The organism is Cupriavidus phytorum, from assembly GCF_003254285.1.
Classification (GTDB): domain Bacteria; phylum Pseudomonadota; class Gammaproteobacteria; order Burkholderiales; family Burkholderiaceae; genus Cupriavidus; species Cupriavidus phytorum.
This window is the reverse complement of record NZ_QKZN01000006.1, coordinates 382,163-408,802: the sequence shown is the minus strand read 5'-3', so window position 1 is coordinate 408,802 and position 26,640 is coordinate 382,163. Positions and strand designations below refer to the sequence as shown.

Below are 26,640 nucleotides of genomic sequence, written 5' to 3'. Positions count from 1 at the left end.
GGGCGGCATCATCTGCTCAACCACCCACTCCTTGTACTCCGCCGGATAGCGTTTCATTCTCCAACCGCTTCCGCCCTCCATTGTCCTTCATCGAAAGGCGGCGGGACGACAACTATCCTGACATGGAGGGCTCGGACAGAAAGGAGGTCGCCGGCTACGCCGGCGAAACAGCCACGCCCGCCAAGCACGCCAAACCAACCAATCGCCCTTAGACCACGCCTTGCTCGCGCAACTTCGCAACACGTTCAGCCGACAGCCCCAGCACCGTCTGCAGCACCTGCTCGGTATGCTGGCCCAGCCGCGGCGGCGGCGCGTCGTACTGTACCGGTGTGGCCGACAACCGCAGCGGACTCTTGACAGTCGGGCACAAGCTCCCGTCGTCGCGCACCAGATCGACCTGCAACTCCCGATGCCGCACCTGCGGATCTTCCAGCACCTGGCCATAGTCGTTGATCGGCCCGCACGGAATGCCCTGCGCTTCCAGCGCCTGCACCCAGTGCGCGGTCGGCCGCGTGCGCATATGCGCCTCGAGCAGCGGCACCAGCGTGTCTCGGTGGATGATGCGGCCGGGGCCGGTGGCGAAGCGCTCGTCGGCGGCCAGGTCGGGACGCTCGACGCCGCGGCAATACGCCTGCCACTGCCCGTCGTTGCCGGCCGCGACGATCATGTAGCCGTCGGCGGTGGCGAACACATGGTAGGGCACCATGTTGGCGTGCGCGTTGCCGTAGCGCGGCATGGCCTGGCCGGTCACGCGCTGCGCGATGATCGGGGTGGCGCCAACCGCCACCACCGCGTCGAGCAGCGCCATGTCGATATGCTGGCCCTCGCCGGTGCGTTCGGCATGGCGCAGCGCGGCCAGCACCGCCACGGTGGCGTACATGCCGGTCAGCATGTCGACCACCGCCACGCCCACCTTCTGCGGCCCGCCGCCGGGCAGGTCGTCGCGTTCGCCGGTGACACTCATCAGGCCGCCCAGGCCCTGGAAGATAAAGTCATAGCCGGGCTTGTGCGCGCTCGGCCCGGTCTGGCCATAGCCCGTGATCGAACAGTAGACCAGCGCCGGGTTGACGGCCTTCAGGCTGTCGTAGTCCAGCCCGTAGCGCTTGAGGTCGCCGACCTTGTAGTTCTCCAGCACGATCTGCGACTTCGCGGCCAGCTCGCGCACGATCTGCTGCCCTTGCGGGCTGGCGATATCGAGCGTGACCGACTGCTTGCCACGGTTGGCACCGGCAAAGTAGGTGGCGTCGCGCGACGGCTGCCCGTCCGCGCCGGGCAGCCACGGCGGCCCCCACGAACGGGTATCGTCGCCGGCGCCGGGGCGCTCGACCTTGATCACCTCGGCGCCCAGGTCCGCCAGGTTCTGCGCGCACCACGGGCCGGCCAGGATGCGCGACAGGTCCAGCACGCGCACGCCGGCAAGCGCGCCGCGCGCCGGGGCTTGGCCGCCCGTCATCAGATCGGGTCCCAGCTGATCACGTCGGGCGAGCGCTCCAGCTTGAAGAAGCTGCTGCGCATCGCCGGCATGGCGACCTCGCCCACCGACTCCGGCGTCCAGCCGTCGCTCATATGGACCGAGCGCACCGGACGCGGCTGGCTCATCAGGATGATCTCGTTGGCACGCACCGCGAAGATCTGGCCGTTGACCTCGCTCGCCGCCGGGCTCGCCAGGTAGACCGCGACCGGGCCGATCTTGCCGGCTTCCATCTTCTGCAGCTTGGCCACGCGCGCCTTTTCTTCCGGGGTTTCGGCGGGGATCGAGCTGGTCATGCGGCTCCACGCGAACGGCGCGATGCAGTTCGAGCGCACGTTGAAGCGCTGCATGTCCAGCGCGATCGACTTCGACAGCGCGGCGATGCCCAGCTTGGCCGCCGAGTAGTTGGCCTGGCCCAGGTTGCCGATCAGGCCCGAGGTCGAGGTCATGTGCACGTAGGCGCCGCTCTCCTGGTCCTTGAAGTAGTTGGCCGCGGCGCGGCTGACGAAGAAGGTGCCGTTCAGGTGCACGTCGATCACCGAGCGCCATTCTTCCTCGTTCATCTTGAAGAACATGCGGTCGCGCAGGTTGCCGGCGTTGTTGACCACGGCGTCGATGCGGCCGAAGTTGTCGAGCGCGCATTGCACGATGGCGTTGGCGCCGGCCCAGGTCGACACGCTGTCGGTGCTGGCCACGGCTTCGCCGCCGGCGGCGCGGATTTCCTCGACCACGCGCTGCGCGGGACCGGCGTCGCCGCCCTCGCCGGTCATCGACACGCCCAGGTCATTGACCACCACCCTGGCACCGGCGGCCGCCATGGCCAGCGCGATGCCGCGTCCGATCCCACCCCCGGCGCCCGTCACCAGCGCAACCTTGCCTGCCATCAAACCGCTCATTGCATGTCTCCTCTGAACTCGACCTCTGAATACTTTTTGTGCGGTCACCGACCGCAAACCCGGTGAAACAGCCTCCGCGCAGCGGGCAACGCCCGCCGCTGCGGTCAATCCGGATGTCCACGCCGCAGCGGATACGATAAATTGACGCCCGACCCTTTGGAATTCACGAATCACAAAACTGGCCTTTGGCCTGACAGAAGCCCATGCATTACGACCTGACCGACCTCCGCCTCTTCCTGAATGTCGGCGAGACGGAGAACCTGACCCGTGCCGCCGAGCGCAGCTTTCTGTCGCTGCCCGCCGCCAGCACGCGCATCAAGCAGCTGGAAGAGGCGTTCCAGACACAATTGCTGATCCGTCAGGTCAAGGGCGTGCGGCTCACGCCGGCGGGCGACGCGCTGCTGCGGCACGCGCGCGAGGTCTTCCGCGAACTCGAATGCCTGCACGCGGACCTGCGGCCGTATGCCAAGGGCGTGAAGGGGCGCGTGCGGCTGCTGGCCAATACCACCGCGACCAACTCGTTCCTCGCCACCGGCGTGTCGCGCTTCCTCAGCGAGAACCCGGACGTCGACATCGAGCTGGAAGAGCACCTGTCGCAGGAGATCGTGTCGGCAATCAGCGCCGGCGCGGCGGACCTCGGCATCGTCGCCGGCGAGGTCGCCACCCAGGACCTGGATGCGATGCACCTGTGCAGCGACGCGCTGATCGTGATCGCGCCGGTCAACCATCCGCTGCCAACCTTCAAGCGGCTGCACTTCGCCGACCTGCTCGATACCTGCCGCTTTGTCGGGCTGAACCAGTTCAGCGCGATCCAGTCGTTCCTCGACCGCATTGCCGCCGGCATGGGCAAGCGCATCAGCCTGCGGATCCAGGTGGGCAGCTTCGATGCGGTATGCCGCATGGTCGAGGCCGGCGCGGGCATCGCCATCGTGCCCAACAGCTGCGCGCGCCGCTATGCCAGCCGCAAGGTGCTGCGCTTTATCCCGCTGGAAGACGAATGGGCCCGGCGCGAGCTGCGCCTGGTGCGCCGGCCGGGACGCGAGCTGCCGCAGTTCGCCGAAACCCTGATCCAGTACCTGGTCGACGCCGCGCGCGAGCCCGTGTAGCGCGGCGCGGGGTTTCAGCGTTTCAGCCGGCGCCCGGCGCGCCGCCCTGCACCATCAGCGCCGCCAGCGGACGCAGCGACACCACCATCACCAGCAGCAGCAACCCCATGGCGAACACGCCCGGCCAGCTGGTGCGGCCGCGGCGCTCGAGCGAGTCGGTCACCAGTTCGGGCGAGTAGTGGTACTCGCGCACATGGCGGATGGTGGCCTCGGCGTGCCAGCGGTACAGCTCATTGCCGTACAGGCCCAGCAGCAGTGCCATCGCGTACAGCAGCGGCCGGCCCGCCATCGGCAGCTGCAGGCCGAACACTGCGTGCAGCAACGGCTCGGTGCCGACGATCAGCGCATACACGCCCACCTGCCAGTACATGCGCCGGTATGCCATCCAGAACGGGCCCAGCAGGCACGCCGCCCAGTTCCACGAGATGCCGCCGTGGGTCTCGGCTACCGACCAGCGCTCGCCGTAGTACGGAAAGCGCGGCCCCACGAATGCGGCCAGCGCCGCGTCGTCACGGATCGATGCATGCATGCCAACCCTCCCCTCTGCTGCGTCGGCGGCGCCTGGCTTCACGGCGCGGCCTGTGCACAGCATAGGGCGCGCGAGGCCCCCGCTGTGTGCGCCGGCGCGCATTCGGCGCGCGTTGGGCGCACAAAAGCCGGGGGAAAGGGGTGGATTGGGGCGCAAGGGCACAGACCGGCGCACCGGTCCGTGGCGCGCGGCGCTACTTCCAGCGCTGCAGGATCTGAAGGATCACCAGTGTGAACACCGTGGCGATCACCGCCGTGGTGTCGCGCCCGAGCCCGGCCGCGACGCCGATCGCTGCCACCATCCAGATGCTGGCCGCGGTGGTCAGGCCCTTGATATGGGCTTCGTCGTTCTGCTTGAGGATGGCACCCGCGCCGAGGAAGCCGATGCCGGCGATCAGCCCCTGCAGCACGCGGCTCATGTCGGCCAGAGGCACGCCGGCCTGCAGCGGCACCAGCACGAACAGCGCCGAGCCCAGCGCCACCAGCATATGGGTGCGCAGCCCCGCCGCCTTGCCGGAAGACTCGCGCTCATAGCCGATCAGGCCACCGAGCAGCACCGCCATGGTCAGCCGCAACAGGATGCGAGTGGCCTCGGCCGCGTCCGGCACGTCGGCAAATTCTGCGCGAAAGGTACGGAAGATATCGGTCCAGACAGACTCCATCGCCAACCTCCGGGACTAGGGTGCAGGCCTGAGCGTAGCACGGCACACCTGGGCCGCGGCAAGACTTGGGCGCCACATCGGCAAGCGGTCCGGCCTGTGCGGCGACGTCCTACACGGCAAGCGGAAGCTCCCCGACAGTCCCGCCGGCGCGGCATTCCTATATTGGAATCACCAACCACAGTCCTCCCATGGAGTTGCACCATGCCCTATATCCTCGCCTGGCTACTTGGTGTTCCGGCCTTTGTCCTGGTCCTGATCTGGCTTTTCGTCCACTGACCGGCAGGCGGTGCCGCGGCACCGGCCCACCCTTCACCGGCGCCCCGCGCGCCACACCCTGCACGCCCGGTTCGCCGGGCGTCTTGCATGGTGTCGCGGCCTTCGCTGCGACGCTTGCTGCCCACCTAAGCCGCCCCTAAGCCGCTCTTTCGCAAATCCGAATTTCAGCGTGCAGGGGGCTCGGGAATAATGGCCTCCAGTTCCAATCGACCCGGCGACCATGCACGCAGACCAGGATCCCGACCAGCTGTACCCCGAAATCCGCGAGGCCGTGCGCAGCCTGTGCGCGGACTTCGATTCGGCGTACTGGCAACGGGTGGAAGAGCAGGAAGCCTTTCCGGAGAGCTTCGTCCAGGCGCTGACGCAAGCCGGCTGGCTGTCGGCGCTGATCCCGGAAGCCTATGGCGGCTCGGGGCTGTCGCTGACCGCTGCGTCGGTCATCATGGAAGAGATCAACCGCAGCGGCGGCAATTCCGGCGCCTGCCACGGGCAGATGTACGTGATGGGCTGCCTGCTGCGCCATGGTTCCGACGCGCAGAAGCAGCGCTGGCTGCCGGCCATCGCCTCGGGCGAGCTGCGCATGCAGTCGATGGCCGTGACCGAGCCCAGCACCGGCACCGACACCACCAAGCTCAAGACCACCGCGGTGCGCCACGGCGACAAGTACCTCGTCAATGGCCAGAAGGTATGGATTTCGCGCGTGCAGCACTCGGACCTGATGCTGCTGCTGGCGCGCACCACGCCGCTGGACCAGGTCAAGCGCAAGTCGGACGGCCTCTCGGTATTCGTGGTCGACCTGCGCGATGCCATCGGCAAGGGCCTGACGGTCAAGCCGATCCGCAACATGGTCAACCACGAGACCAACGAGCTGTTCTTCGACAACCTCGAAGTCCCCGCCGACAACCTGATCGGCGAGGAAGGCAAGGGCCTCAAATACATCCTCGACGGTCTCAACGCCGAGCGCATCCTGATCGCCGCCGAATGCATCGGCGACGGCTACTGGTTCGTCGAGCGCGCCAGCAACTACGCGCGCGACCGCGTCGTGTTCGACCGCCCGATCGGCCAGAACCAGGCCGTGCAGTTTCCGATCGCCCGCGCATACATCAACGTCGAGGCCGCCAGCCTGATGCGCTACAAGGCGGCACGGCTGTTCGACGCCGGCAGGCCGTGCGGCAAGGAAGCCAATATCGCCAAGCTGCTGGCCGCCGATGCCTCGTGGGAAGCAGCCAACGTCTGCCTGCAGACGCATGGCGGCTTCGGCTTCGCTGCCGAATACGACATCGAGCGCAAGTTCCGCGAGACCCGCCTGTACCAGGTGGCGCCGATCTCGACCAACCTGATCCTGTCCTACGTGGCCGAGCACGTGCTCGAGTTGCCGCGTTCGTTCTGAGAAACCTAATGTCCCAACCCTCCCAAGGCATCCGCCCGCTCGACGGCATCCGCGTGGTCTCGCTCGAGCACGCCGTGGCCGCGCCTTTCGCCACGCGCCAGCTGGCCGACCTGGGCGCGCGCGTGATCAAGGTAGAGCGTCCCGGCGTGGGCGACTTCGCGCGCGGCTATGACCAGTCCGTGCACGGCCAGGCCTCTTACTTCGTCTGGCTCAACCGGGGCAAGGAGAGCCTGGCCCTGGACCTGAAGGACAGCGAAGCGCAGGCCATCCTGCACCGGCTGCTGGCCGATGCCGACGTGCTGGTGCAGAACCTGGCGCCGGGCGCCGCCGCCCGCATGGGCCTGGATTTCGACCCCCTGCACGGCAAGTACGAGAAGCTGATCGTCTGCGACATCTCCGGCTACGGCGACTCCGGCCCCTATCGCGACAAGAAGGCCTATGACCTGCTGATCCAGGCCGCCGCCGGCCTGGTGGGCCTGACCGGCGGCCCGAACGAGCCGTCGCGCGCCGGCGTGTCGATCGCCGACATCTCGGCCGGCATGTACGCGTACAGCGGCATCCTGTCGGCGCTGCTGCAGCGCGGCCGCACCGGCAAGGGCCTGCGCGTGCAGGTGACCATGTTCGAGGCGATGGCCGAGTGGATGAACCAGGTGCTTTACTTCGGCCACTACGGCGGCACGCCGCCGGCGCGCTTCGGCGCCTCGCATCCGACCATCGCCCCGTACGGCGTGCATCGCACCAGCAATGGCAGCGTGATCTTCAGCGTGCAGAACGAGCGCGAGTTCGCCAATTTCTGCGAGATCGTGCTGGGCGACCGCGCGCTGGCCCAGGACGAGCGTTATTCCAGCAATACCGCGCGCGTGCGCAACCGCCCCGAACTGACCGCGCTGATCGAAGCCCGTTTTGCCTCGCTGACGGTGGCGCAGGCCGAGGCGCTGCTGGACCAGGCGCAGATCGCCAATGCGCCGATGAACGACATCGAGGCGGTGTGGAACCATCCGCAGCTGCAGGCGCGCCAGCGCTGGCGCGAGGTCAATACGCCGAACGGCCCGATCGGCGCGCTGCTGCCGCCGGCCAACCTGTCGGGCGTCGAGCCCGTGATGGGCGACGTGCCGGCGCTGGGCGCGCACAGCCGCAGCATCCTGGCCGAGCTGGGCTACGGCGAGACCGACATCGACGCCCTGGCCGACAAGCGCACCATCTGAACCGACACGGGCGCCCGCGGCTAGCCCGGGGCCCTTCTCTTTCCGCAAGCACTGTTCAATCTCCGGAGCCGGCATGAGCCAAGCCGCAGACACCACTTACCCGACCCGCCAGCTTTGCGAATTCCTGGCCAACCTCAAGCTGGCCGACGTGCCCGCGCCCGTGATCGAGCGCACCAAGGACCTGTTCCTCGACTGGATCGCATCGGCCATCGCCGGCAAGGACGCCCCGGCCGTGCGCAAGCTGCAGGAATTCGCCGCGGCCATGGGCCCGTCCGACGGCGCCGCCGAAGTGCTGGTCGACCGCCGCCGCACCTCGCCCTACTTCGCCGCGCTGATCAACGGCGCGTCTTCGCACGTGGTCGAGCAGGACGACGTGCACAACGGCTCGGTGCTGCATCCGGCCGCGGTGGTATTCCCCGCCGTGGTCGCGGCCGCGCAGGCCGAGGGCAAGACCGGCGCCGAGGTCCTGCTGGCCTCGATCGCCGGCTATGAAGCCGGCATCCGCATCGGCGAGTTCATGGGCCGCTCGCACTACCGCGTGTTCCACACCACCGGCACCGTCGGCACGCTGGCCGCCGCCGCGGCAGTGGCCAAGCTGTTCGGCCTCGATGCCGAAGGCGTCAACCAGGCGCTGGGCTCGGCCGGCACGCAGGCCGCGGGTCTGTGGGAATTCCTGCGCGACGCCGCCGACTCCAAGCAGCTGCACACCGCCAAGGCCGCCGCTGATGGCCTGCAGTCAGCCTGGCTGGCGCGCGCCGGCTTCACCGGCGCGAAGCAGATCCTCGAGGGCGCGCAGGGCATGGCCGCCGGCATGTCGAGCGATGCCAACCCCGCCTGCCTGACCGATGGCCTGGGCACGCGCTGGGCCACGGCGGAGACGTCGTTCAAGTTTTTCGCCTCGTGCCGCCATACCCACCCGGCCGCCGATGCGCTGAAGGCGCTGATGCAGCGCGAAGGCGTTGCCGCCGACCAGATCGCCAGCGTCACCACGCACGTGCACCAGGGCGCCATCGACGTGCTTGGCCCCGTGGTCAATCCCGCCACCATCCACCAGGCCAAGTTCTCGATGGGCACGGTGCTGGGGCTGGTGGCCGTGCATGGCCACGCCGGCCTGGGGGAGTTCGAGCAGCATGCGCTGCAGGACCCGGCGGTGGCCGCGTTCCGCGGCAAGGTCGACATGGAGCTGGATGCCGAGATCAACGCCGCCTACCCGCGCCAGTGGATCGGCCGCGTGACGGCAAAGACCACCGACGGCCGCACCCTGGCCGCACGCGTCGACGTGCCCAAGGGCGATCCCGACAACACCCTCTCGCGCCCGGAACTGGAAGCCAAGGCGCTGCAGCTGGGCGCATTCCGCCAGGGCGCGAGCGAGGCCGAGATGCGCGCCATCATCCAGCGCGTGTGGGCACTGGAGCAGGCCCCGGACGTCAACGACTGGCTGCCCGCCGCGCGCTGAGGATCGCCATGTCCACCGCCGTTACCTACCTGTTCGTGCCGGGCGACCGGCCCGAACGCTTCGACAAGGCCGCCGCCGCCGGCCCCGATGTGATGATCCTCGACCTCGAGGACGCGGTCCATCCGGACGCCAAGCCCGCCGCGCGCGAAGCCATCGCCGCATGGCTGGCCGGCCGGCCCGGCGCCAACGCCTTCGTGCGCATCAACGACTGCGCCTCGCCCGCCTTTGCCGCCGACATGGCCTGGCTGCGCGCACTGCCCCAGGGCACCACGCTGGCCGGGCTGCTGGTGCCCAAGGCCGAGGATGCCGCCGCGCTCGACACCATCGCCCAGGCCCTGCAAGCCATCAACCCGCAGGGCGAGCTGGTCGCCATCATCGAAACCGCGCTCGGCCTGCACCAGATCGACGCCGTGGCGTCCGCCAGCGGCGTGGCGCGCCTGGCCTTCGGCTCGCTCGACTATGCCGTCGACCTGGGCTGCAGCCATACCCGCGATGCCCTCGCCTTTGCCCGTGCACGCATCGTGCTGGCCTCGCGCGTGGCGGGGCTGCCACCGCCGGTCGATGGCGTCACCACCGCGCTCAAGGACGAAGCCGTGCTCGCCAGCGACGTTGCCTACGCGCGCGAACTCGGCTTTGCCGGCAAGCTCTGCATCCACCCGGCACAACTGGGCGCGGTCCGCGCCGGCTTCCTGCCCAGCCCCGAGCAGCTCGACTGGGCCCGGCGCGTGCTCGCCGCCACCGCCAGCGGCAGCCACGCGGTGCAGGTCGACGGCAAGATGGTCGACCGCCCCGTGATCGAGCAGGCCCGCCGGCTGCTGGCGCTGGCGCAATAGCGCGCCATCCGACTCCCCTCATGCATCTGAAGGCCACCTGCCATGACTGACGCCACTTCTGAACTCGAACGCCTGCGCGGCTGGATCGGCCGCAGCGAAACGCGCACCGAAACGCTGTCGCCCGAACCGGTCGCCGGCCTGGCCGCCACCTTCGACCTCGATCCCGAAGCCGTCGCCTCCGGCCCGCTGCCGCCGCTATGGCACTGGCTCTACTTCCTGCCGCGCGCGCCACAGCGCGAACTCGGCCGCGACGGCCACCCCACCCTCGGCGGCTTCATGCCCCCGGTGCCGCTGCCGCGCCGCATGTGGGCCGGCAGCGAAGTCAGCTTCAACCATCCGCTGCATATCGGCGACACCGTCACGCGCACCTCCACCATCCGCGACGTGCAGTACAAGACCGGCCGCACCGGCGAGCTCTGGTTCGTCGCCGTCGACCACGAACTGACCGTCAACGGCAACACCGCGGTCAACGAGCGCCACGACATTGTCTACCGCGCCATGCCCGACCCCACCAAGCCGCAACCGCCGCGCCCGCGGCTGGAACAGACCGCGCAATGGCAGCGCACGCTGCAGGCCGACCCGGTGATGCTGTTCCGCTATTCCGCGCTGACCTTCAACGGCCACCGCATCCACTACGACCGCCAGTACACGCGCGACGTCGAAGGCTATCCCGGCCTGGTGGTGCACGGCCCGATGCAGGCGATGCTGATGCTGGACCTGGTGGCGCGCGAGCAGCCCAAGGCGCGCGTGCGCCGCTTCGGGTTCCGAGGGCTGGCGCCGCTGTTCGACCAGGACACCATCACGGTCGGTGGCGCGGCCGATCCGGCGCAGCCGGGGCGGCTGGTGCTGTGGACGGGGGATGATGCTGGCGGGCAGGCGATGCAGGGGTGGGCGGAGGTGGAGGGGTAAAGGCAGGGGCTCCGAGCGATCAGCGCCCCCGTCAGTACTGGTAGACGAACTGGAATCCGCCTGACACGCTGGCGGTATGAAAGGCCGCCGGCTTATACACCGGCGTGCCCGCGAACAGATCGTAGGACAGCCGGCCAAAGCCAGAGCCGAACCCGCCGCGCACCCCAATCACCGCGCCGGCCAGGCGCGTACCGGCAAGGCCGGCCGTCGACGGCCCGAAAACGCTGCCATAGTCGAGACCCGCGTACAGCGCCTGACCGGTTGCGCCAAGCGGCAGCTGCATTTCATTGCGCCAATAGAAGCCGCTGTCGCCGGCCAGCAGCCGATCCCCGTCAAAACCACGCACGGTGTACCGGCTGCCGATGGTCATGGCGTCCAACGAGTAAAGCCGGTCATTGGTGTACTGCCCGCGAAAGGTCGTGACATAGCGCAGCGGATATTCAGCCACCTTGAACGGCACCGACAGGTTGGCATCCGCGACAAGCATCCGGAATCGCCAGGTCGGCCCGCCGATCGCGGTCAGGGCGTCATCCTGCGACCCGAATCCGCCAATGCCCTGGCGGTACGCTACGGTGCCGTCAAATTGCGCCGCACCGAAATAGTGGCGGTCGGTAAATCCTGCCTCCAGCACGGTGTTGTTGCGCCGCTGCTGGGTAATCTCCGTGTCCTCGATAAAGCTGTGGCCGAAGCGGCGCGACAGCCGGAACTGCAGTCCCAACACATCGTTCTGGCTGCGCCGGATCACGCGGTGCAGCTTAAGGTCGACCGTCCGCGAATCGCCGCTGGACACGAAGGTCTGGTTGACGCCGGCGATCTGCTGGAAATAGGTGTTGGAATAGGCCGACAGCGTGCCGGTCCAGTAGCCCCACGGCACCGAATAGAAGCCGTTCCAGCCATGCGTGCCTCGGCTCTTGTCACTGAACTCCAGGTCCTGGCTATAGCCGACGTTGAAGAGGTCGTTAAGACCTAGCGGGTTGTCGATAGCCAGACTCAGATTGCCCTGTGGTCGGCCAGTGGACCGAGTGCCGGAGTTGTCCACGGAAGCGACGAACGCCCACGGCTTGGATCGCTTGACAGTAATCGTCACAACGCTGACGCCAGGCGCTGCGGTCGGCACGATCTGCATGTCGGCGTCCTGGCTGGCCACGCGCTTCATTTGCTCTAGCCCTTGCTCTAGGTCGCGCAGGTTGAGCAGATCTCCAGAGCGAGACGGGAACGCGGACTTCCAGGTGCCGCGTGTTTCGGGATCGGCAAAGCGGAGTTCTCCGATGAGGCCGGGGATCAATGCCAGGCGCAGCGCGCCGGTGCTCAGATCCTGAGGCGGGACCAGCACGCGGGTGGTGACATAGCCGCGGCTCAGGATGGCCTGCGAAACTCCCTTGGCCAGGAGGTCCACGCCTTGCTTGCCGACGCAGGCGCCCTGGTAGTGGCCGAGCCATGCGAGGGCGAATGCAAATGGGTCCTGCGGCAGGGCCGAGGCGCCTTGCACTCGGGCTGCCTCCGGCAGGTCGGTGGGCACCTCCAGCGTGAAGCGGTCAATGCGAAAGCACGGCGCTTCAGTTGGCAGGGTTGGGTATTCCGCTGGCGCAGCATCTTCCGCACGGATGCCAGGCGCTTGTACCGCTTGAGCGCGCTCGCGCGCTTCCTGTTGCTGGCGGGTGCGTTGCTCCTGCTCAGAGGCCGTTGTCGCAGGAGATTGACCTGGGCTATTGGGCACTACTTGAGCGAGTGCCATAGGGGCGGCAAGAATCGACAAAACCCCAAGTTCCAGGAACAGCTGTTTAGGCAGATTCTTCTTGTTCATTCAATGGCAACCACATTGCGAGATAGCACAACTGCGCAGCAATCTACGCAGGTTGCGTTGTCAGCACGAAGACATCATGCTCTGATAGCTCCGTGCTAATGAACGCTGAGGCTTTTCGATTATTTTGTTCCAAGGCCTCTAGGGTTACTGGTGGATCAACGCCGTCCCAAATGCAATCCACTCGCGCTTCAAACCCGGGGTGGTGCCAAACCCCGCCTTCAACCCTCGTGACGACGAGCCCATAAGCTGCCGCAGTGGTGCAGACAGTAATTGCGGCATCCGCCGACAACTTCATGAGCACGCTGCCACCGAGCATGAAGAACGCGTCGGCGGAATCGTAGCGTTGCAGAGGATCAATGTTCTTCATAAGGTCTCACTTCCACTTAATCCGGCTATCAGGAATCCAGCCTGGGTCATTCTTACCACTCACCTGAACAACCTCGCCAGTCCTGTCATTAATCACAACATATCCGCTCTTTGAACCATAAACGGAAGCGGTGTCACTTCGTGGCACTCCGTCTGGCGTTTTTGCACCCGATCGATTATCTGTAGTGCTTCCTGCGGGGCCCGCTGCAATCACATCCTTGATGTCGCTTACAGTCCACATAAAGACATCGCAGGTCTGGCAAGTTTCTGGAGTCACCCTGGCGGCTTCGTCTGTTTCGACAACAAAAACTGATCCCAAGCTTTGATAGCTTGTTCGACGGTGTAAATAAATGACCCCTTAGGAAGCTTGAACTCTCGTACGACTTCCTCGTCTTTCAGCATGGCAAAGAGCAATCGATCATTTTCGGGTTCTTGCAGAAGGAAGAATATGTAGCCGGCATCGACAAGGCTCTGCGGGGAGACTAGATGCGTATAGTCACTGCATTGGGCGCCTGAATCCGTTGACGGGAAGGCCAGTGAATAAAGCTGCTTGAAAGATTCCTGCAAATCCTTGCCAGCGAGGTTGCCGTCCCCAATTTCACGTTGCAAGCACGCGAATCGCTTCATTGAAGCAATATCATCCCCGATCGTTGACAAGAATGGGTTGAATGGGTACATCATCTCGTCGATAATATATGCAAGGCAACCATTGGAAAATCTCGAGGTTGACCAATGGGTGACTTCATCAAGCCAAATGGCAAATTGCTGAGGATTACCAATAATCAATTTTATTTCCCCTTGTATCCAAGAGCCCTTCGAACATCGATGGGAATAGAGTCACCCCGGAGTGGGTTACGTGGATCGCCTGTCGAACCTGACCAGTGGTAGATTCCATTTCCATCAGAAGAGTAGCGGTTCAGGTTTCCATTGCTATCCAGGGCATACCGCGTTTTATCACCGTCTGAAATCGAACGGTTGAACAGTTCAAGGGAATTACCAGGTTCGGCTCCGGCGTTCGGCCGATTCCACACATGTGATTGCCGGCGGTGAACGAATTAACCGTTTTCCAGACTAATGCGTCTATCAGACTTGCCTTAAAAATTCCAAAACAATGAAAACGTTGGCTCCAGGCGATGGATCGGGATAATTGCTGCCCAGATCCGCGTGCGTTACTCGGAACACGCAGAATATTTTCGATGCGACAACGGCGAATTTCATCCGGAAATTTCTGATTTACAAAAACCAATTTCGAATGGGGTGACTCGCGAAAGTGAGAACATCCGACCAACACAACGCCCCCTCGAATTCCGCCGCCCCAAAAAATAAAAAGGCCGGCTTTCAGCCGGCCTCTCCGCAGTATCCATTAGCCCTCAATCGGCCTGGATATTCGCCTTCTTCACCACCCCACCCCACAACGCCAGCTCCCGCTGGATCCGGTCCCCCAGCGCCTTGGGCGTGCTGATATTGACGTCATAACCACCGGCAGTCATCCGTTGCCGAAAGGCGGCATCCTCCCCCACCGCCTTCTGCGCCTTGACCAGCTTGTCCACCACATCGGCCGGCAGCTTCTGCGGTCCTACCAGCGCATACCAGCCGGTCAGGTCATAGTCCTTCTGTCCCGACTCGATCATGGTCGGCACGTTGGGCAGCGCCGGGTTGCGGGTCTTGGACGTGACCGCCAGCGCGCGCACCTTGCCGCCGTTGATATGGCCGATGGCAGTGCCGGTGATGTCGAACATGAACGTGACCTTGCCGCTCATCACGTCGGCCATCGCCGGCGCGTTGCCCTTGTACGGCACGTGCAGCATCTTCACGTTGTTCATCTGCGCCAGCAGTTCGGCCGACAGGTGGTTGGACGCGCCCACGCCGGCGGAGCCGAACGAGACGCCCTCAGGGTTCTTGCGCGCGTAGGCGACCAGTTCGCCCACGTTCTTCGCCGGGAAGTCCTTGTTGACCAGCAGCACGTTGGTGTAGTCCGTGATCAGGCCGATGTAGCTGAAGTCCTTGACCGGATTGAAGTTGACCGAGTGCTGGATCAGCGGCGTCATGGTCATGGTCGGGCTGGCGACGAAGTACAGCGTGTAGCCGTCCGGCGCCGCCTTGGCGGTCATGTCGGCGGCGATTGCGCCGCTGGCGCCGGCGCGGTTGTCGACCACCACCGGTTGCTTGAGCACGCGGCCGAGCTGCTCGGCGTAGATGCGTGCGGCGGTATCGACCGGGCCGCCGGGGGCGTAGCCGACCAGCAGCTTGACCGGGCGCGACGGGTAGGCGTCCGCGGCCCATGCCGCGCCCTGCAGCAGCAGCGTGGCGGTCAGCGCCGCCAGCGTCTTCCATGTTTTCATTTGTGTTCTCCTCCAGGATGGCTTATTGCCCGGGGCCGCGTGCCCCGGGGGCTTAATCGAGCATGGCGCGCAGCGGCTGCTTGAGCAGCTTGCCGCTCGCCGTGGTCGGAATCACGTCGACGGTGCGGACTTCGGCGGGCCGCTTGTACGGTGCGAGGCTGTCGCGCAGGTAGGTGTCCAGCGCCTTGCGGTCGAGCTCGGCGCCTTCCTGCAATTCGATGAAGGCCACCACCTCTTCGTTGCCGTCGTTGGTGCTGCGCCCCACCACCGCGGACTGGCGCACGCCGGCAAAGGCGTTGATCACCGACTCCACCTCGATCGGGTAGACGTTGAAGCCCGAACGGATGATCAGGTCCTTGGAGCGGCCGGAAATGAACAACGCGCCGTCGGCGTCGAGATAGCCGAGGTCGCCGGTGTTGAGCCAGCCGCCCGGCAACAGTGCCTCGGCGGTCTGTTCGGGATTGCGGTAGTAGCCGACCATCACGCCCGGGCCGCGCACGCGGATCTGGCCGCGTTCGCCCGCGGGCAGCGGCTTGCCTTCGGCATCGGTGATGGCGATCTCCACGCCTTCGACGATATAGCCGGCCGAGCAATCGGCGCGCGGCGCGTCCATGCGCGTGATGAAGAGCGAGCCGGCGTATTCGGTGATGCCGTAGCCGTGGTGCAGCGGCTGGCCGAACAGCGTCTCGACGTCGCGCTTGAGCGTGGGATCGAGCGGGGCGCCGCCGGTATAGAGGTAGCGCAGGCGCGGATAGGCGCCGGGCTTCGCGCCCAGCGCGGGCGCCACCGCCATGATGCGCGTGAACATGGTCGGCACGCCCTGCAGGATGGTGACGCCGGGCTCGGCCAGGGCCTCGAACACTTCATTGGCGTCGAAGCGCGGGCGCAGGAACAGCCCGGCGCCGGCGTACAGCGTGGCCATCAGCACCGTGGCAATGCCGAAGATATGCGACATCGGCAGCGCGCCGTAGGCCACGTCGGCCGGGCCCATGTCGCGCGAGGTGGCGGAGATGCGCGCAAACTGCGTCAGGCCGGCGTGCGGCACCATCACGCCCTTGGGCGCGCCGGTGGTGCCGGACGTATAGATCAGCGTGGCGACGCGGCGGGCCAGTTCGGCAGGCTCGCGCTTGGGTGCACTGTCCGCACGGACGACGCGCATGCCGTGGTCATAGACCGCGCAGCCGGTAGCCTGCGCGCCCAGCCGCTCGCCGTGCGCCGCGGCCACGTCTGAAACATGGCCGGTGAACAGCACCAGCGCCGGCTGCGCGTGGTCGCGGATATTGTCGATCTCGCGCGCGGACAGGCGCGCGTTGACGTTGATCGGCCAGGCGTGCAGCAGGCTGCAGGCGAACAGCGTGACCACCATCTCGTTGCAGTTCTCGCCCACGACCATGACGCGGTCGCCCTCGCCTGCGCCCTGCCCGGCCAGCCAGTCACGCGCGGCTTCGATGCGCCGCCACAGCTCGCCATAGCTGATGACGGCGCCGTTCTCGTACAGGCATGGGGCCTCGGGCGTCTGCGCGGCCCAGTGGGCGGGGATCTCGTGGATGAATTGGGGGCGGAAGGAAGACATGGTGCTGGAGGATCTCTCGAATGCGAGCGGAGTCGGATATGCGGCGGAATGCACCCGGCCACATCAAAACCGGCCGCATCAGTTTGCGGCAAGCCCCGCGCCGCAGCCATTTGGAATTCACTAAGGTCGTGTTCGTCCACGCCGGGGTCCTGACGCTGGCGCCCATGCGCAGGCATGGCGGGTGCGGCTGGTTCCACCTGCGCGAAGGACGCCTTCCGGATTGATAAAGCAACGAATCCCGGGCCGCCAATACAATCGGCCGGCACAGCAAGGGCTGGCGCCATGGCGCGCTGCACAACCGGCAACATCGCCGGTTTGCACGCCGCAGCGCGGAGCCCGCGTACCACAGGGGACATTCAGATGGATTTGCGTTTCACCGCCGAGGAACAGGCCTTCCGCGAGGAAGTCCGCGCTTTCGTGCAGGAAAAATTGCCGGAAGACATCCGCAACAAGGTGCTCAACCACCAGCGCGTGGAGAAGGACGACTACGTCCGCTGGCACCGCATCCTGCAGGCGCAGGGCTGGGGCGCGCCCACCTGGCCCAAGCAATGGGGCGGCACCGGCTGGACCGCGCTGCAGCGCCTGATCTTCGAGATCGAGACCTTCCGTGCCGGCGCGCCGCGCCTGCTGCCGTTCGGCCTGACCATGATCGGCCCGGTGCTGATGAAGTACGCCAGCCCCGAGATGCAGCAGCGCTTCCTGCCGCGCATCCCGGGCGTGGAAGACTTCTGGTGCCAGGGCTACTCCGAGCCGGGTTCGGGTTCCGACCTGGCCTCGCTGAAGACCCGCGCGGTGCGCAAGGGCGACAAGTACATCGTCAACGGCCAGAAGACCTGGACCACGATGGCCCACTTCGCCGACTGGATCTTCTGCCTGGTGCGCACCGATCCCGAAGCCAAGGCGCAGGAAGGCATCTCGATGCTGCTGATCGAAATGAAGTCGCCCGGCGTGACGGTGCGCCCGATCACCACGCTCGACGGCGGCCACGACGTCAACGAGACCTGGTTCGAGGACGTCGAAGTGCCGGTCGAGAACCTGGTCGGCGAAGAGAACCGCGCCTGGACCTACGCCAAGTACCTGCTCGGCCATGAGCGCACCGGCATCGCCGGCATCGGCCATTGCCACCGCGAGCTGCGCCAGCTCAAGCACTACGCCGCGCAGGCCACCGACGGCGCCGGCCGCCCGCTGATCGAGGACGTGCGCATGCGCGACAAGATCGCGCGCGTCGAGATGGACATCATGGCGCTGGAGATGCTGCTGCTGCGCGTGGCCACGCAGGCCGCCGGCACGCCGGGGCCGGAAGCTTCGATCGTCAAGATCCGCGGCTCGGAGGTGCAGCAGGACCTGGCCATGCTGATGATGGAAGTTGCCGGCCCCAATGCCTGGCCGTATTCGCCGGACTGGCTCGAGCCCGGCGCGACGCAGCCGGTGTCCGGTCCGGAATGGGCCGCCCCCGCCGCTTCCACCTACTACGACATGCGCAAGACCTCGATCTACGGCGGCGCGACCGAAGTGCAGAAGAACATCATCTCCAAGATGATCCTGGGTTTCTGAAGGGATAGCTGACATGGACTTCACCTACAGCGAAGAGCAACAGATGCTGGCGGACAGCCTGCGTCGCTTCATCGATACCGAATACACCTTCGAGGCCCGCCGCAAGAGCGCGCGCCAGGGTGAAAGCCTGGACCGCGGCGTGTGGAACAAGCTGGCCGAAATGGGCGTGCTGGGCCTGACCGTGCCGGCCGACTTCGGCGGCTTCGGCGAAGGCCCCGCCAGCCAGCTGGTGGTGCAGCGCGAGCTGGGCCGCGGCCTGGTGCTGGAGCCGGTCACGCCCAGCGGCGTGATGGCCGCCGCCGTGCTGTCCGCCTGCGGCAGCGACGCGCAGAAGCAGGAGTGGCTGCCCGCGATCGCCTCGGGCGAGCGCATCGTCACGCTGGCCTACCTGGAGCCGACCACGCGCTACCGCCCGGAATCGGCCCGCGCCAGCGCCGAGCGCAGCGGCGACGGCTACCTGATCAGCGGCACCAAGAGCGTGGTCTGGCACGGCGCCGCCGCCGACGCCTACCTGCTGACCGCGCGCATCGCGGGCAGCAACGAGATCGCGCTGTTCCTGGTGCCGCGCGACAGCAAGGGCCTGACGGTGACCGCCTACCCGACCATCGATGGCCTGCGCGCCGCCGACCTGTCGCTGCAGAACGTTGCCGTGCCGGCCAGCGCGCTGGTGGGCCAGCCCGCGGACGGCCTGGCGGCGCTGGGCGTCGGCCTGGAGCACGGCATCGCGGCGCTGTGCGCCGAGGGCGCGGGCGCGATGGAAAAGCTGATCCAGATCACCGGCGAATACCTGGGCACGCGCCAGCAGTTCGGCAAGCCGCTGGCCAGCTTCCAGGCGCTGCAGCACCGCATGGCCGACATGCTGGTGCAGAAGGAACTGGCGCTGTCGATGGCCTACGTCGCCGCGCAGGCGCTGGACGAGACCGACCCCGCCGCGCGCCGCCGCATGCTGTCGGCCGCCAAGGTCACGGTGGCCCGCGCCGGCCGCTTCGTCGGCCAGCAGGCGGTGCAGCTGCATGGCGGCATGGGCATGACCGACGAGCTGTCGGTGGGCGACTACTTCAAGCGCCTGACCATGCTGGACCAGCTGCTGGGGGACAGCGACTACCACCTGCAGCGTTTTGGCGAAGTGATGGAGGCTTGATCATCCAGCTGTTTTCTCCCCTCTCCCAGTTATGGGAGAGGGGCAGGGGAGAGGGCAGGAGTCTCCACGAAGTGAAGCGTCGCGATGCTTTCCACGCGCCTGCCCTCTCCCCCGGCCCCTCTCCCGCAAGCGGGAAAGGGGGAGCAACCCAACGACACGCGATACGCTGTGAGAACTCCGAAGGCCGGGCACTTTGCCCGGCCTTTTCTATTGCCCCTGCTCCCCCGCCTAGGGGAAATCCACTAGTCCGTTCCAACGATTCCCGGCCGCGGCGCCGTCACTACCCTGTGTCCACAGGCACGGACGTCGCCGGCCATTCCCAAGGAGCGAGACTGCAATGACATCCACTACACATCGACTGCTGCGCGGCGGCCTGCTGGTGACCAGCATGGCACTGGCCGCGGCATCGTGGGCGAAGGTCACCCCGGAAGAACTCAAGCAGCTTGACGGCAACCTCACGCCGATGGGCGCCGAGCGCGCCGCCAGCAAGGACGGCGATGTGCCGGCGTGGAGCGGCAAGTGGCTGGGTACGCCGCCCCAGGTCAAATACCAACGTGGCGAGCGCTATGCGGACCCCTACGGCGACGAGAAGCCGCTGTTCGTCATCACCGCGCAGAACATGGCCCAGTATGCCGAGCGGCTGACCGAAGGCCAGAAGGCGTTGTTCAAGAAGTACCCCGACACCTTCAAGATGCCGGTGTACCCCAGCCATCGCGATTTCCGCTACGAAGACGCGGCCTACAAGGACATACGCACCTACGCCACCACCGTCAGCATGACCCCCGACGCCAACGGCCTGAAGGACGCGGGACCGCAGGTGCCCTATCCGATCCCGAAGACCGCGATGGAGCTGCTGTGGAACCAGCGCTTCTCGTCGGCCATCGGCGCGGAGAAGGCGCAGTATGACCAGGCCGTGGTCTATCCCAACGGCTCGATCGCCTGGGGCCGGGTCTCGTACAACATCTTCTCGCCGCGCAATCACGGCAAGTTCGACCCGGAAAACAAGCTCAACGACCGCTCCTTCTTCCGCACCGCCACCGACCTGCCGCTGCGCGACCGCGGCCAGGTGATCGTGGGCTATGCGGTATGGGACCAGGAAGGCTCGGACACCAACCGCACCTGGATCTACAACCCGGGCACGCGCCGTGTGCGCCAGGCGCCGGAATTCGGCTTCGACCAGCCGCAGGGCCCCGGCGGCTTCCGCACCGTGGATGACGACCGCCTCTTCAACGGCTCCGGCGAGCGCTACAACTGGAAGATCGTCGGCAAGAAGGAAATCTATGTCCCGTACCACAACTACAAGCTGCTGAGCGCTTCGGTCAAGTACAAGGACCTGCTGACCAACGGCCACGCCAACCCGGACGTGATGCGCTACGAGCTGCACCGCGTATGGATCCTGGAGGCCACGCTCAAGTCCGGCTTCCGCCACCAGTATGCGAAGCGCGTGCTGTTCCTGGACGAAGACACCTGGCAGGCCCTGGCCGCCGACAACTACGACGGCCGCGGCCAGCTGTGGCGCACCAACCTGCAGGCTTCCGTCTATGCCTACGATGCGCGCCGCTACTACCCGACCACCACGTTCTACCATGACCTGATCTCGGGCGCGTACCTGGCCGACCGCCTGACCAACGAAGGGCCGATGCCGAAGCTGAACAACAGCCCGGAGTTCAGCGAGGCCTTCTTCTCGCCGGACGCGGCGCGCGGATCGGGTACCTGACCGGATCGTGATGCGGGCCGGGCGCGACTTCGCCCGGCCTGGCCTGCTTCCTGCGCTGTCCCCTCCACAATCCAGTTCGCCACAGGCCGCGCGCTTCACCGTCACGGCTGGCGCCGGCGTGGCCAAGCGCCATGACCACCTTCCCTGCCCCCTCGCCTTCCACCTCGCCTCCCCACGCGCAACAGTCCGGGCCGTTCCATGCGATGGCCAAGCCCAGCGGATCCGACTGCAACCTGGACTGCGCCTATTGCTTCTATCTGGAAAAAGCCGCGCTGTATCAACTGGGCCCCGGCGAACGCAAGCGCCGCATGCCGGACGATGTGCTGGCGGCCTATGTGCGCAACTACATCGCATCGCATCCCCCGGGCGCCGAAGTCGTCTTCACCTGGCAGGGCGGCGAGCCCACGCTGCTGGGCCTGGACTTCTACCGTCGGGCGATCCACCTGCAGCAGCAGTGGCGCGCAGGCCGGTCCATCCGGAACAGCTTCCAGACCAACGGCGTACTGCTGGACGACGAATGGTGCGCCTTCTTCGCCAGCCACGACTTCCTGGTGGGCCTGTCACTCGATGGCCCGGCGGATATCCACGATGCCTACCGCGTCTCGGCCGGTGGCCAGCCGACCCACGCGCTGGTGATGCGCGCCCTGGCAACACTGCAGGCGCATCGCGTCCGCCATAACGTACTGGCCTGCGTCAACCGCCGCAGCGCGGCCGAGCCGCTGCGGATCTACGAGTTCCTGCGCGCCCACGGCGTCAGGCATATCCAGTTCATTCCGGTGGTGGAACGCCGCCCCAACGCGGCCGACAGCGCCATCGGCCTCACGCTGCATGGCCCGGGCGGCAAGGTGCTGGCGCCGGCCTTGCCAGGCGCCGCCGGCAGCGTGACCGAATGGTCGGTACCGTCCGGTGGCTACGGTGACTTCCTCAATGCCATCTTCGACGTGTGGGTGCGCCGCGATGTCGGCACCGTCCACGTGATGAATTTCGAATGGGCGCTGGCGAACTACATGGGCGAGCCGGGCGCTGCCTGCCATCACCAGCCAACCTGCGGCCGCGCCGTGGCGGTCGAGCACAACGGCGACGTCTATGCCTGCGACCACTACGTCTATCCGGCGTACCGGCTCGGCAACCTCGGCACCGCGTCGCTGGAGCAGATGGTCGATTCACCGGCCCAGCAGGCGTTTGGCCAGGACAAGCTGCGCTCGCTGCCGCGGCAATGCGCGGGGTGCAAGATGCTGAAGGGCTGCTGGGGCGGCTGCCCGAAGCACCGCTTCACCACGACGCGCGACGGCGAGCCCGGGTTGAACTACCTCTGCGACGGCTATTACCGCTTCTTCGGCCACGTGGCGCCATACCTGCGCACCATGTCCGGACTGAGCCGCGCTGGCAGGCCGGCCAGCGACATCACCCGCGCCGTCGTTCTCCGTGCGCCGGCCACGCCGTAGCGCAGGGCTCGCACAGGGGCCGCTAGCGGCCGCAGCCGCTAGCGCAGGTCGAGCGAGACCTGCTCGATGCGCCCGCCGCTGAAGGCATAGCCCGGCAGCGCGTCAGCGGGATAATCGCCCGCGGCCGAGCCATGGTCGATGCCGACATCGAAGGTCTCGTCGATGGTGTAGAAGCCGGGCGGGCTCGCCGGCAAGCGGTCCGTGCCGGCGGGCTTGCCGTCGACCAGCAGCTGCACGTCCGCGCCCCTGGCATAGCCGCCGCCGTCATAGCGGAAATCGAAGCGCAGCTGGTGGCGCCCGGCGGTCAGCGGCGCCGGCCCGCGCAGCGTCACGGTCTTCAGGTTGAACAGGCGGTAGCTGAACACCGGAACGCCGGCGTCATCCAGGTAAAGCGACCATCCCGCGCTGTGCCCGCCCAGCGTGGCGATCACGCCGCGCGCGCGCTCACCGGCATCGACGGTGGCCGACACGCTCCACGAGCGGTTATAGGTCTTGGGCAAGGCCGACTCGGGCACGCCGACCACGCCTTGCGCGAACGTCATGCTGGTGCGGCCCGCTGACAACGACGGCAATGCCCCGGCCTGGTTCGGCGACATGTTGCGCAGCGGCAGCACCTGGTTGCGCTGCGCCTCGCTCTGGAACAATGCCTGCATCCGCGCCAGCCGCTCTGGCTCGCGCTGGGCTAGGTCACGGGCCTGCGAGAAATCGCTGTTCAGGTCATAGAGTTCCCATTGGTCGTCCTCGAACTTCTTCTGGCCATAGTCGATCACGGTCCACGGGCGGCGGCTGTGGAAGGCCGACGCCATCCAGCCATCCTGGTAGAGGGCGCGATGACCGAATACCTCGAAGTACTGCGTGGTATGGCGCGTGGCAGCGCTGGCATCGGCGAAGCTGTAGAGCAGGCTCACGCCATCCATCGGCTTCTGCGCGATGCCGTTGACCACCGCGGGCGCCGGCAGTCTCGCGGCTTCCAGGATGGTCGGCACGATGTCGTTGACGTGGCCGAACTGGCTGCGCAGCCCGCCGCGCGGGGCGACATGCCTGGGCCACGTCACCACCATCGGATTGCGCGTGCCGCCCAGGTGAGACGCCACCGCCTTGGTCCATTTGAACGGCGTGTCCAGCGCCCAGGCCCAGCCGGCGGGATAGTGCGGATAGGTGCCGGGCCCGCCCAGCGCGTCGAGCTGCGCCAGCCGCGTCGCATCGCTTTCGGGCAACCCTTGCACCGGCGCGAAGTAGCTGGCGCTGCCGAGCAGGCCGCCTTCGGCGCTGGCACCGTTGTCGCCGACGATGTAGAAGAACATCGTGTTGTCGAACTGTCCGTTCGCCTTCAGCGCCTCGACCAGCCTGCCCACCTGCGCGTCGGCATGCGCCAGGAAGCCTGCATAGACCTCCATCAGCCGCGACGCGACCCGCTTCTGGTCCGGTGTCAGCGTGTCCCACGCCGGCAGGTCCGGCATGCGCGCGGTCAGCTGCGTATTGGCCGGAATCACGCCGAGCGCCTTCTGCCGCGCGAAGATCTCTTCGCCCAGCCGGTCCCAGCCCTGGTCGAACTTGCCGCGGTAGGCCTCGATCCACGCCTTCGGTGCCTGCAGCGGCGCGTGCGCGGCACCCGGGGCGAAGTACAGGAACACCGGCTTGTCCGGCGTGACCGCGTGCTGCACGCGCAGCCAGTCGATCGCCTTGTCGGCAAGGTCTGCGGTGAGGTGGTAGTCGCGCCCGGGCGGGCGCATCACCGGCGTGGTGCCGTCATAGAGCGAAGGCTCGTACTGGTCGGTTTCGCCGCCATGGAAGCCATAGAAGCGCTCGAACCCTTCGCCGGTCGGCCAGCGGTCGAACGGGCCGCTTGGCGACAGCTCCCAGTCCGGGGTCTGGTGCCATTTGCCGAACGCCGCGGTGTTGTAGCCATTCTGGCGCAGCACCTCCGCGATGGTGGCGGTGTCCTTGGTGTGGAAGCTGCTGTACCCCGGGCGCTCGTCGGCAACGTTCGCCACCGCGCCGATGCCGGTCGCATGCGCGTTGCGCCCGGTCAGCAGTGCCGAGCGGGTAGGCGAGCAGATCGCCGTGGTATGGAAGTTGTTGTAGCGCAGGCCTTCGCGCGCCAGCGATTCCAGCACCGGCGTCTGCACCGGGCCGCCGAAGGTCGAGGCCGCACCGAAGCCGACATCGTCGAGAAGCACGATCACCACGTTGGGCGCGCCCGCCGGCGCCTTGACCTGGTAGGCCGGACTGATTGCAGTACCGGCAAGTGCTGGGCCCGGCTGCGCGTGGACCGGCATGCAGGTCGGCGTGGCGGCCAACGCCAGGCATGTGGCGATGAACTTTCGGGAAAATGGCATAGGCGTGGTGCGATATCCGTTGGCCGGCGCGGCGGCATGTCATTGCCGCCCGGCATGGTTTCCGCATTGTTCCCATCACCCTGCGAGGCGGGCATCGTCCGCCCGGACTATCCCCGCGGACGAACACCGGCCGCGATGCCGCTAGAGCTGTGCCGGCGCGACATCGCCGAGCTGCCATTTGCCCGCATACAGCGCCTCGGTAGGCCCGTACAGGCGGAAGAGCAGGAAGAAGCCGCGCCCCGGCACGGTCTGGATCCAGTTCGATGCCATGCCCGCGGGAGCCGCGGGTCCGAAATACAGGTCGACCGAACCATCGGCGTTCCGCTTCAGTTCCCTGAGCGACGACAGCGACGGGCGGCGCTGGTCGGTCTCCACGAAGCTGAAGGTGTCGGCGTCATAGGCCGAGACCGACCAATAATCCTGGACCGGCACGTCCGCTGGCACGCGCAGCCGATAGGTGGACGAGCCCTGCAGAAAGCGCCCGCCGGCATCGCGATAGGTGGTTCCATAGATCGCCCCCTTGCCCACCAGCGGCTTGTAGCCGGGCGCGAGGAACTTGTGCATGCCGAAGCCGAAGCGGAACAGCGCCGCGCGTTCGTCGATCTCGGTGCGCGGGCCCAGTTCCTGGCTGTAGTGCGACATGCCCGTGGCCGTACGCCATTGGGTGTCCCTGAACATCTGCCCGCGCGGCTTGCGCGGGTTGAATTCCAGGTTCGCCACCATCATCCGCCCGGTGCGCGCGGCGCGCTCCAGGAGCGCGGACAGGCGCGCATCCGGCGCGAACGGCTTGCCCGGCTCGATGCCCAGCGTGGCCAGCATGCCGAGCATCATGCGGTCGCGCTCCTCGCCCGGCTCTTCCCGCACGCGCTGCGCCAGCAGCCGGAAGAAATCCAGGCCCTGGGGTGTGAGGCCGTCGTAGTCGTCCAGGCCCATGCGCCGCATGCGCGGCGGCGGTGGCGCGGCGTGTGCCGCGTAGGGATACAGGTTGGCTTGTGCCAGCCGTGCCACGGCAGTTTCGATGGCTTCGCCCGGCCTGCGCACCGCGCGCAGAAACAGCATGCCATGATGTGTCGGCGACCGGCGCACCAGATACCCCTGCGCCGGCAGCTCGCCACGATAACCGGGCGGCACGATCAGGTAACGGCCGCCATTGCCGGCATCCGGCCCGATCCGGCCGACATCCTCGATCGGCCGCTGCCACGCATCCAGCATCACGCCGTACTGGTTGCCGGCCGGAATCTCCACCACCAGCGGGCCGCTGTCGCGCAGGTCGAAATAGCTGAACGAATAGACTACGTCGTCGTTGCCGGTCTGCAGCCGCTGGTTGACCTGCTCCAGCTGGTCGAACACAAACAGCTCCAGCGGCCGGATGCCGATCCGGCGCGCGCCCTCGGCCATGGCAGCGAGCCCGACCAGCGGCTGCGCCCAGATATAGGCCTGCACCGCGCGCTGGTAGTCGAGCTCGTCATAGAGCCGCGCTGCGGTATCGCCGTCCGGATAGTGCGAAGCCGCAAAGGCCAGGGTGCCGTCCGGCGTGGCCGCGCTGCCGCCCTCGGCGTGGGCCAGGCCGCTTGCCAAGGCAACAAAGGCCGCCGCCAGCCGCGCCGGTTCTTGCCATCTCATTGCC

Annotated in this window: 22 protein-coding genes; 10 read left to right on the top strand and 12 right to left on the bottom strand. The window is 66.9% G+C overall.

All coding sequences use genetic code 11. The features are described 5' to 3' along the window. Nucleotides 1-208: 208 nt before the first annotated feature. Both C7416_RS18285 and C7416_RS18280 read right to left on the bottom strand, forming a co-directional pair. On the bottom strand, nt 209-1,453 hold the full coding sequence (locus tag C7416_RS18285; RefSeq protein WP_111520227.1) for a CaiB/BaiF CoA transferase family protein: 1,245 nt from the start codon (nt 1,451-1,453) through the stop codon (nt 209-211). Beyond that, a complete protein-coding gene (locus C7416_RS18280) occupies nt 1,453-2,367 on the bottom strand; it encodes an SDR family NAD(P)-dependent oxidoreductase (protein ID WP_111520226.1) in 915 nt (304 codons plus the stop codon). The genes C7416_RS18285 and C7416_RS18280 overlap by 1 nt, the downstream gene beginning before the upstream one ends. Before the next feature lie 203 nt (nt 2,368-2,570). Here C7416_RS18280 and C7416_RS18275 point away from each other — a divergent pair, with 203 nt between their 5' ends. Beyond that, nucleotides 2,571-3,473 (top strand): LysR substrate-binding domain-containing protein, encoded by a 903-nt coding sequence (locus C7416_RS18275; RefSeq protein WP_012355383.1) that lies wholly within the window; start codon nt 2,571-2,573, stop codon nt 3,471-3,473. 22 nt (nt 3,474-3,495) lie between these two features. On the opposite strand, the gene C7416_RS18270 is transcribed toward C7416_RS18275, so the two are convergent. Together C7416_RS18270 and C7416_RS18265 are read right to left on the bottom strand one after the other, a co-directional pair. Beyond that, nucleotides 3,496-4,002 carry a DUF2628 domain-containing protein gene (locus C7416_RS18270; RefSeq protein WP_111520225.1) on the bottom strand — a complete coding sequence of 169 codons (507 nt, stop codon included), beginning with the start codon at nt 4,000-4,002 and terminating at the stop codon, nt 3,496-3,498. A 193-nt stretch (nt 4,003-4,195) separates the two neighbouring features. Next, on the bottom strand, nt 4,196-4,663 hold the full coding sequence (locus tag C7416_RS18265) for an MgtC/SapB family protein (RefSeq protein ID WP_062802621.1): 468 nt from the start codon (nt 4,661-4,663) through the stop codon (nt 4,196-4,198). 496 nt (nt 4,664-5,159) lie between these two features. On the opposite strand from C7416_RS18265, the gene C7416_RS18260 reads away from it, so the two are divergent. The 5 genes from C7416_RS18260 (at nt 5,160) to C7416_RS18240 (ending at nt 10,732) form a co-directional block, all read left to right on the top strand. Then, nucleotides 5,160-6,329 (top strand): acyl-CoA dehydrogenase family protein, encoded by a 1,170-nt coding sequence (locus tag C7416_RS18260; RefSeq protein WP_111520224.1) that lies wholly within the window; start codon nt 5,160-5,162, stop codon nt 6,327-6,329. A gap of 8 nt (nt 6,330-6,337) precedes the next feature. Further along, nucleotides 6,338-7,534: a CaiB/BaiF CoA transferase family protein gene (locus C7416_RS18255; RefSeq protein WP_111520223.1), complete on the top strand. Its 1,197-nt coding sequence runs from the start codon at nt 6,338-6,340 to the stop codon at nt 7,532-7,534. A 73-nt stretch (nt 7,535-7,607) separates the two neighbouring features. Then, nucleotides 7,608-8,990, top strand: a complete 1,383-nt coding sequence (locus tag C7416_RS18250; RefSeq protein WP_111520222.1) for an MmgE/PrpD family protein — start codon at nt 7,608-7,610, stop codon at nt 8,988-8,990. An 8-nt stretch (nt 8,991-8,998) separates the two neighbouring features. Further along, complete coding sequence (locus C7416_RS18245; RefSeq protein WP_111520221.1) at nt 8,999-9,823, top strand: HpcH/HpaI aldolase/citrate lyase family protein; 825 nt, start codon at nt 8,999-9,001, stop codon at nt 9,821-9,823. Between the two features lie 42 nt (nt 9,824-9,865). Continuing rightward, a complete protein-coding gene (locus C7416_RS18240; protein WP_111520220.1) occupies nt 9,866-10,732 on the top strand; it encodes an HTD2 family dehydratase in 867 nt (288 codons plus the stop codon). Nucleotides 10,733-10,763: 31 nt separating this feature from the next. Here the strand turns inward: C7416_RS18240 and C7416_RS18235 are convergent, their stop codons facing one another. From C7416_RS18235 to C7416_RS18210, 6 genes are all read right to left on the bottom strand, one after another. Further along, the gene (locus tag C7416_RS18235; RefSeq protein WP_240988335.1) at nt 10,764-12,467 is read right to left on the bottom strand and encodes a ShlB/FhaC/HecB family hemolysin secretion/activation protein; all 1,704 of its coding nucleotides are present in this window, start codon (nt 12,465-12,467) and stop codon (nt 10,764-10,766) included. A gap of 112 nt (nt 12,468-12,579) precedes the next feature. Next, complete coding sequence (locus C7416_RS18230) at nt 12,580-12,903, bottom strand: colicin immunity protein (protein WP_111520218.1); 324 nt, start codon at nt 12,901-12,903, stop codon at nt 12,580-12,582. A gap of 6 nt (nt 12,904-12,909) precedes the next feature. Continuing rightward, a complete protein-coding gene (locus C7416_RS18225) occupies nt 12,910-13,143 on the bottom strand; it encodes a colicin E5-related ribonuclease (protein ID WP_240988334.1) in 234 nt (77 codons plus the stop codon). Between the two features lie 32 nt (nt 13,144-13,175). Then, complete coding sequence (locus C7416_RS18220) at nt 13,176-13,688, bottom strand: Imm42 family immunity protein (RefSeq protein WP_181461262.1); 513 nt, start codon at nt 13,686-13,688, stop codon at nt 13,176-13,178. A gap of 584 nt (nt 13,689-14,272) precedes the next feature. Next, nucleotides 14,273-15,244 carry a Bug family tripartite tricarboxylate transporter substrate binding protein gene (locus C7416_RS18215; protein ID WP_111520216.1) on the bottom strand — a complete coding sequence of 324 codons (972 nt, stop codon included), beginning with the start codon at nt 15,242-15,244 and terminating at the stop codon, nt 14,273-14,275. 52 nt (nt 15,245-15,296) lie between these two features. Beyond that, nucleotides 15,297-16,817, bottom strand: a complete 1,521-nt coding sequence (locus C7416_RS18210; protein WP_111520215.1) for a class I adenylate-forming enzyme family protein — start codon at nt 16,815-16,817, stop codon at nt 15,297-15,299. Between the two features lie 360 nt (nt 16,818-17,177). On the opposite strand from C7416_RS18210, the gene C7416_RS18205 reads away from it, so the two are divergent. From C7416_RS18205 to C7416_RS18190, 4 genes are all read left to right on the top strand, one after another. Beyond that, nucleotides 17,178-18,371, top strand: a complete 1,194-nt coding sequence (locus C7416_RS18205; RefSeq protein ID WP_111520214.1) for an acyl-CoA dehydrogenase family protein — start codon at nt 17,178-17,180, stop codon at nt 18,369-18,371. Nucleotides 18,372-18,384: 13 nt separating this feature from the next. After that, nucleotides 18,385-19,512 carry an acyl-CoA dehydrogenase family protein gene (locus C7416_RS18200; protein ID WP_111520213.1) on the top strand — a complete coding sequence of 376 codons (1,128 nt, stop codon included), beginning with the start codon at nt 18,385-18,387 and terminating at the stop codon, nt 19,510-19,512. A 337-nt stretch (nt 19,513-19,849) separates the two neighbouring features. Beyond that, the gene (locus tag C7416_RS18195; RefSeq protein WP_111520212.1) at nt 19,850-21,229 is read left to right on the top strand and encodes a DUF1329 domain-containing protein; all 1,380 of its coding nucleotides are present in this window, start codon (nt 19,850-19,852) and stop codon (nt 21,227-21,229) included. A 131-nt stretch (nt 21,230-21,360) separates the two neighbouring features. After that, nucleotides 21,361-22,674: an anaerobic sulfatase maturase gene (locus C7416_RS18190; RefSeq protein ID WP_240988256.1), complete on the top strand. Its 1,314-nt coding sequence runs from the start codon at nt 21,361-21,363 to the stop codon at nt 22,672-22,674. A 38-nt stretch (nt 22,675-22,712) separates the two neighbouring features. Here the strand turns inward: C7416_RS18190 and C7416_RS18185 are convergent, their stop codons facing one another. Next, nucleotides 22,713-25,013 carry an arylsulfatase gene (locus tag C7416_RS18185; RefSeq protein WP_111520210.1) on the bottom strand — a complete coding sequence of 767 codons (2,301 nt, stop codon included), beginning with the start codon at nt 25,011-25,013 and terminating at the stop codon, nt 22,713-22,715. 141 nt (nt 25,014-25,154) lie between these two features. After that, nucleotides 25,155-26,636 carry a DUF1254 domain-containing protein gene (locus C7416_RS18180; protein WP_181461261.1) on the bottom strand — a complete coding sequence of 494 codons (1,482 nt, stop codon included), beginning with the start codon at nt 26,634-26,636 and terminating at the stop codon, nt 25,155-25,157. Between the last annotated feature and the right edge of the window lie 4 nt (nt 26,637-26,640).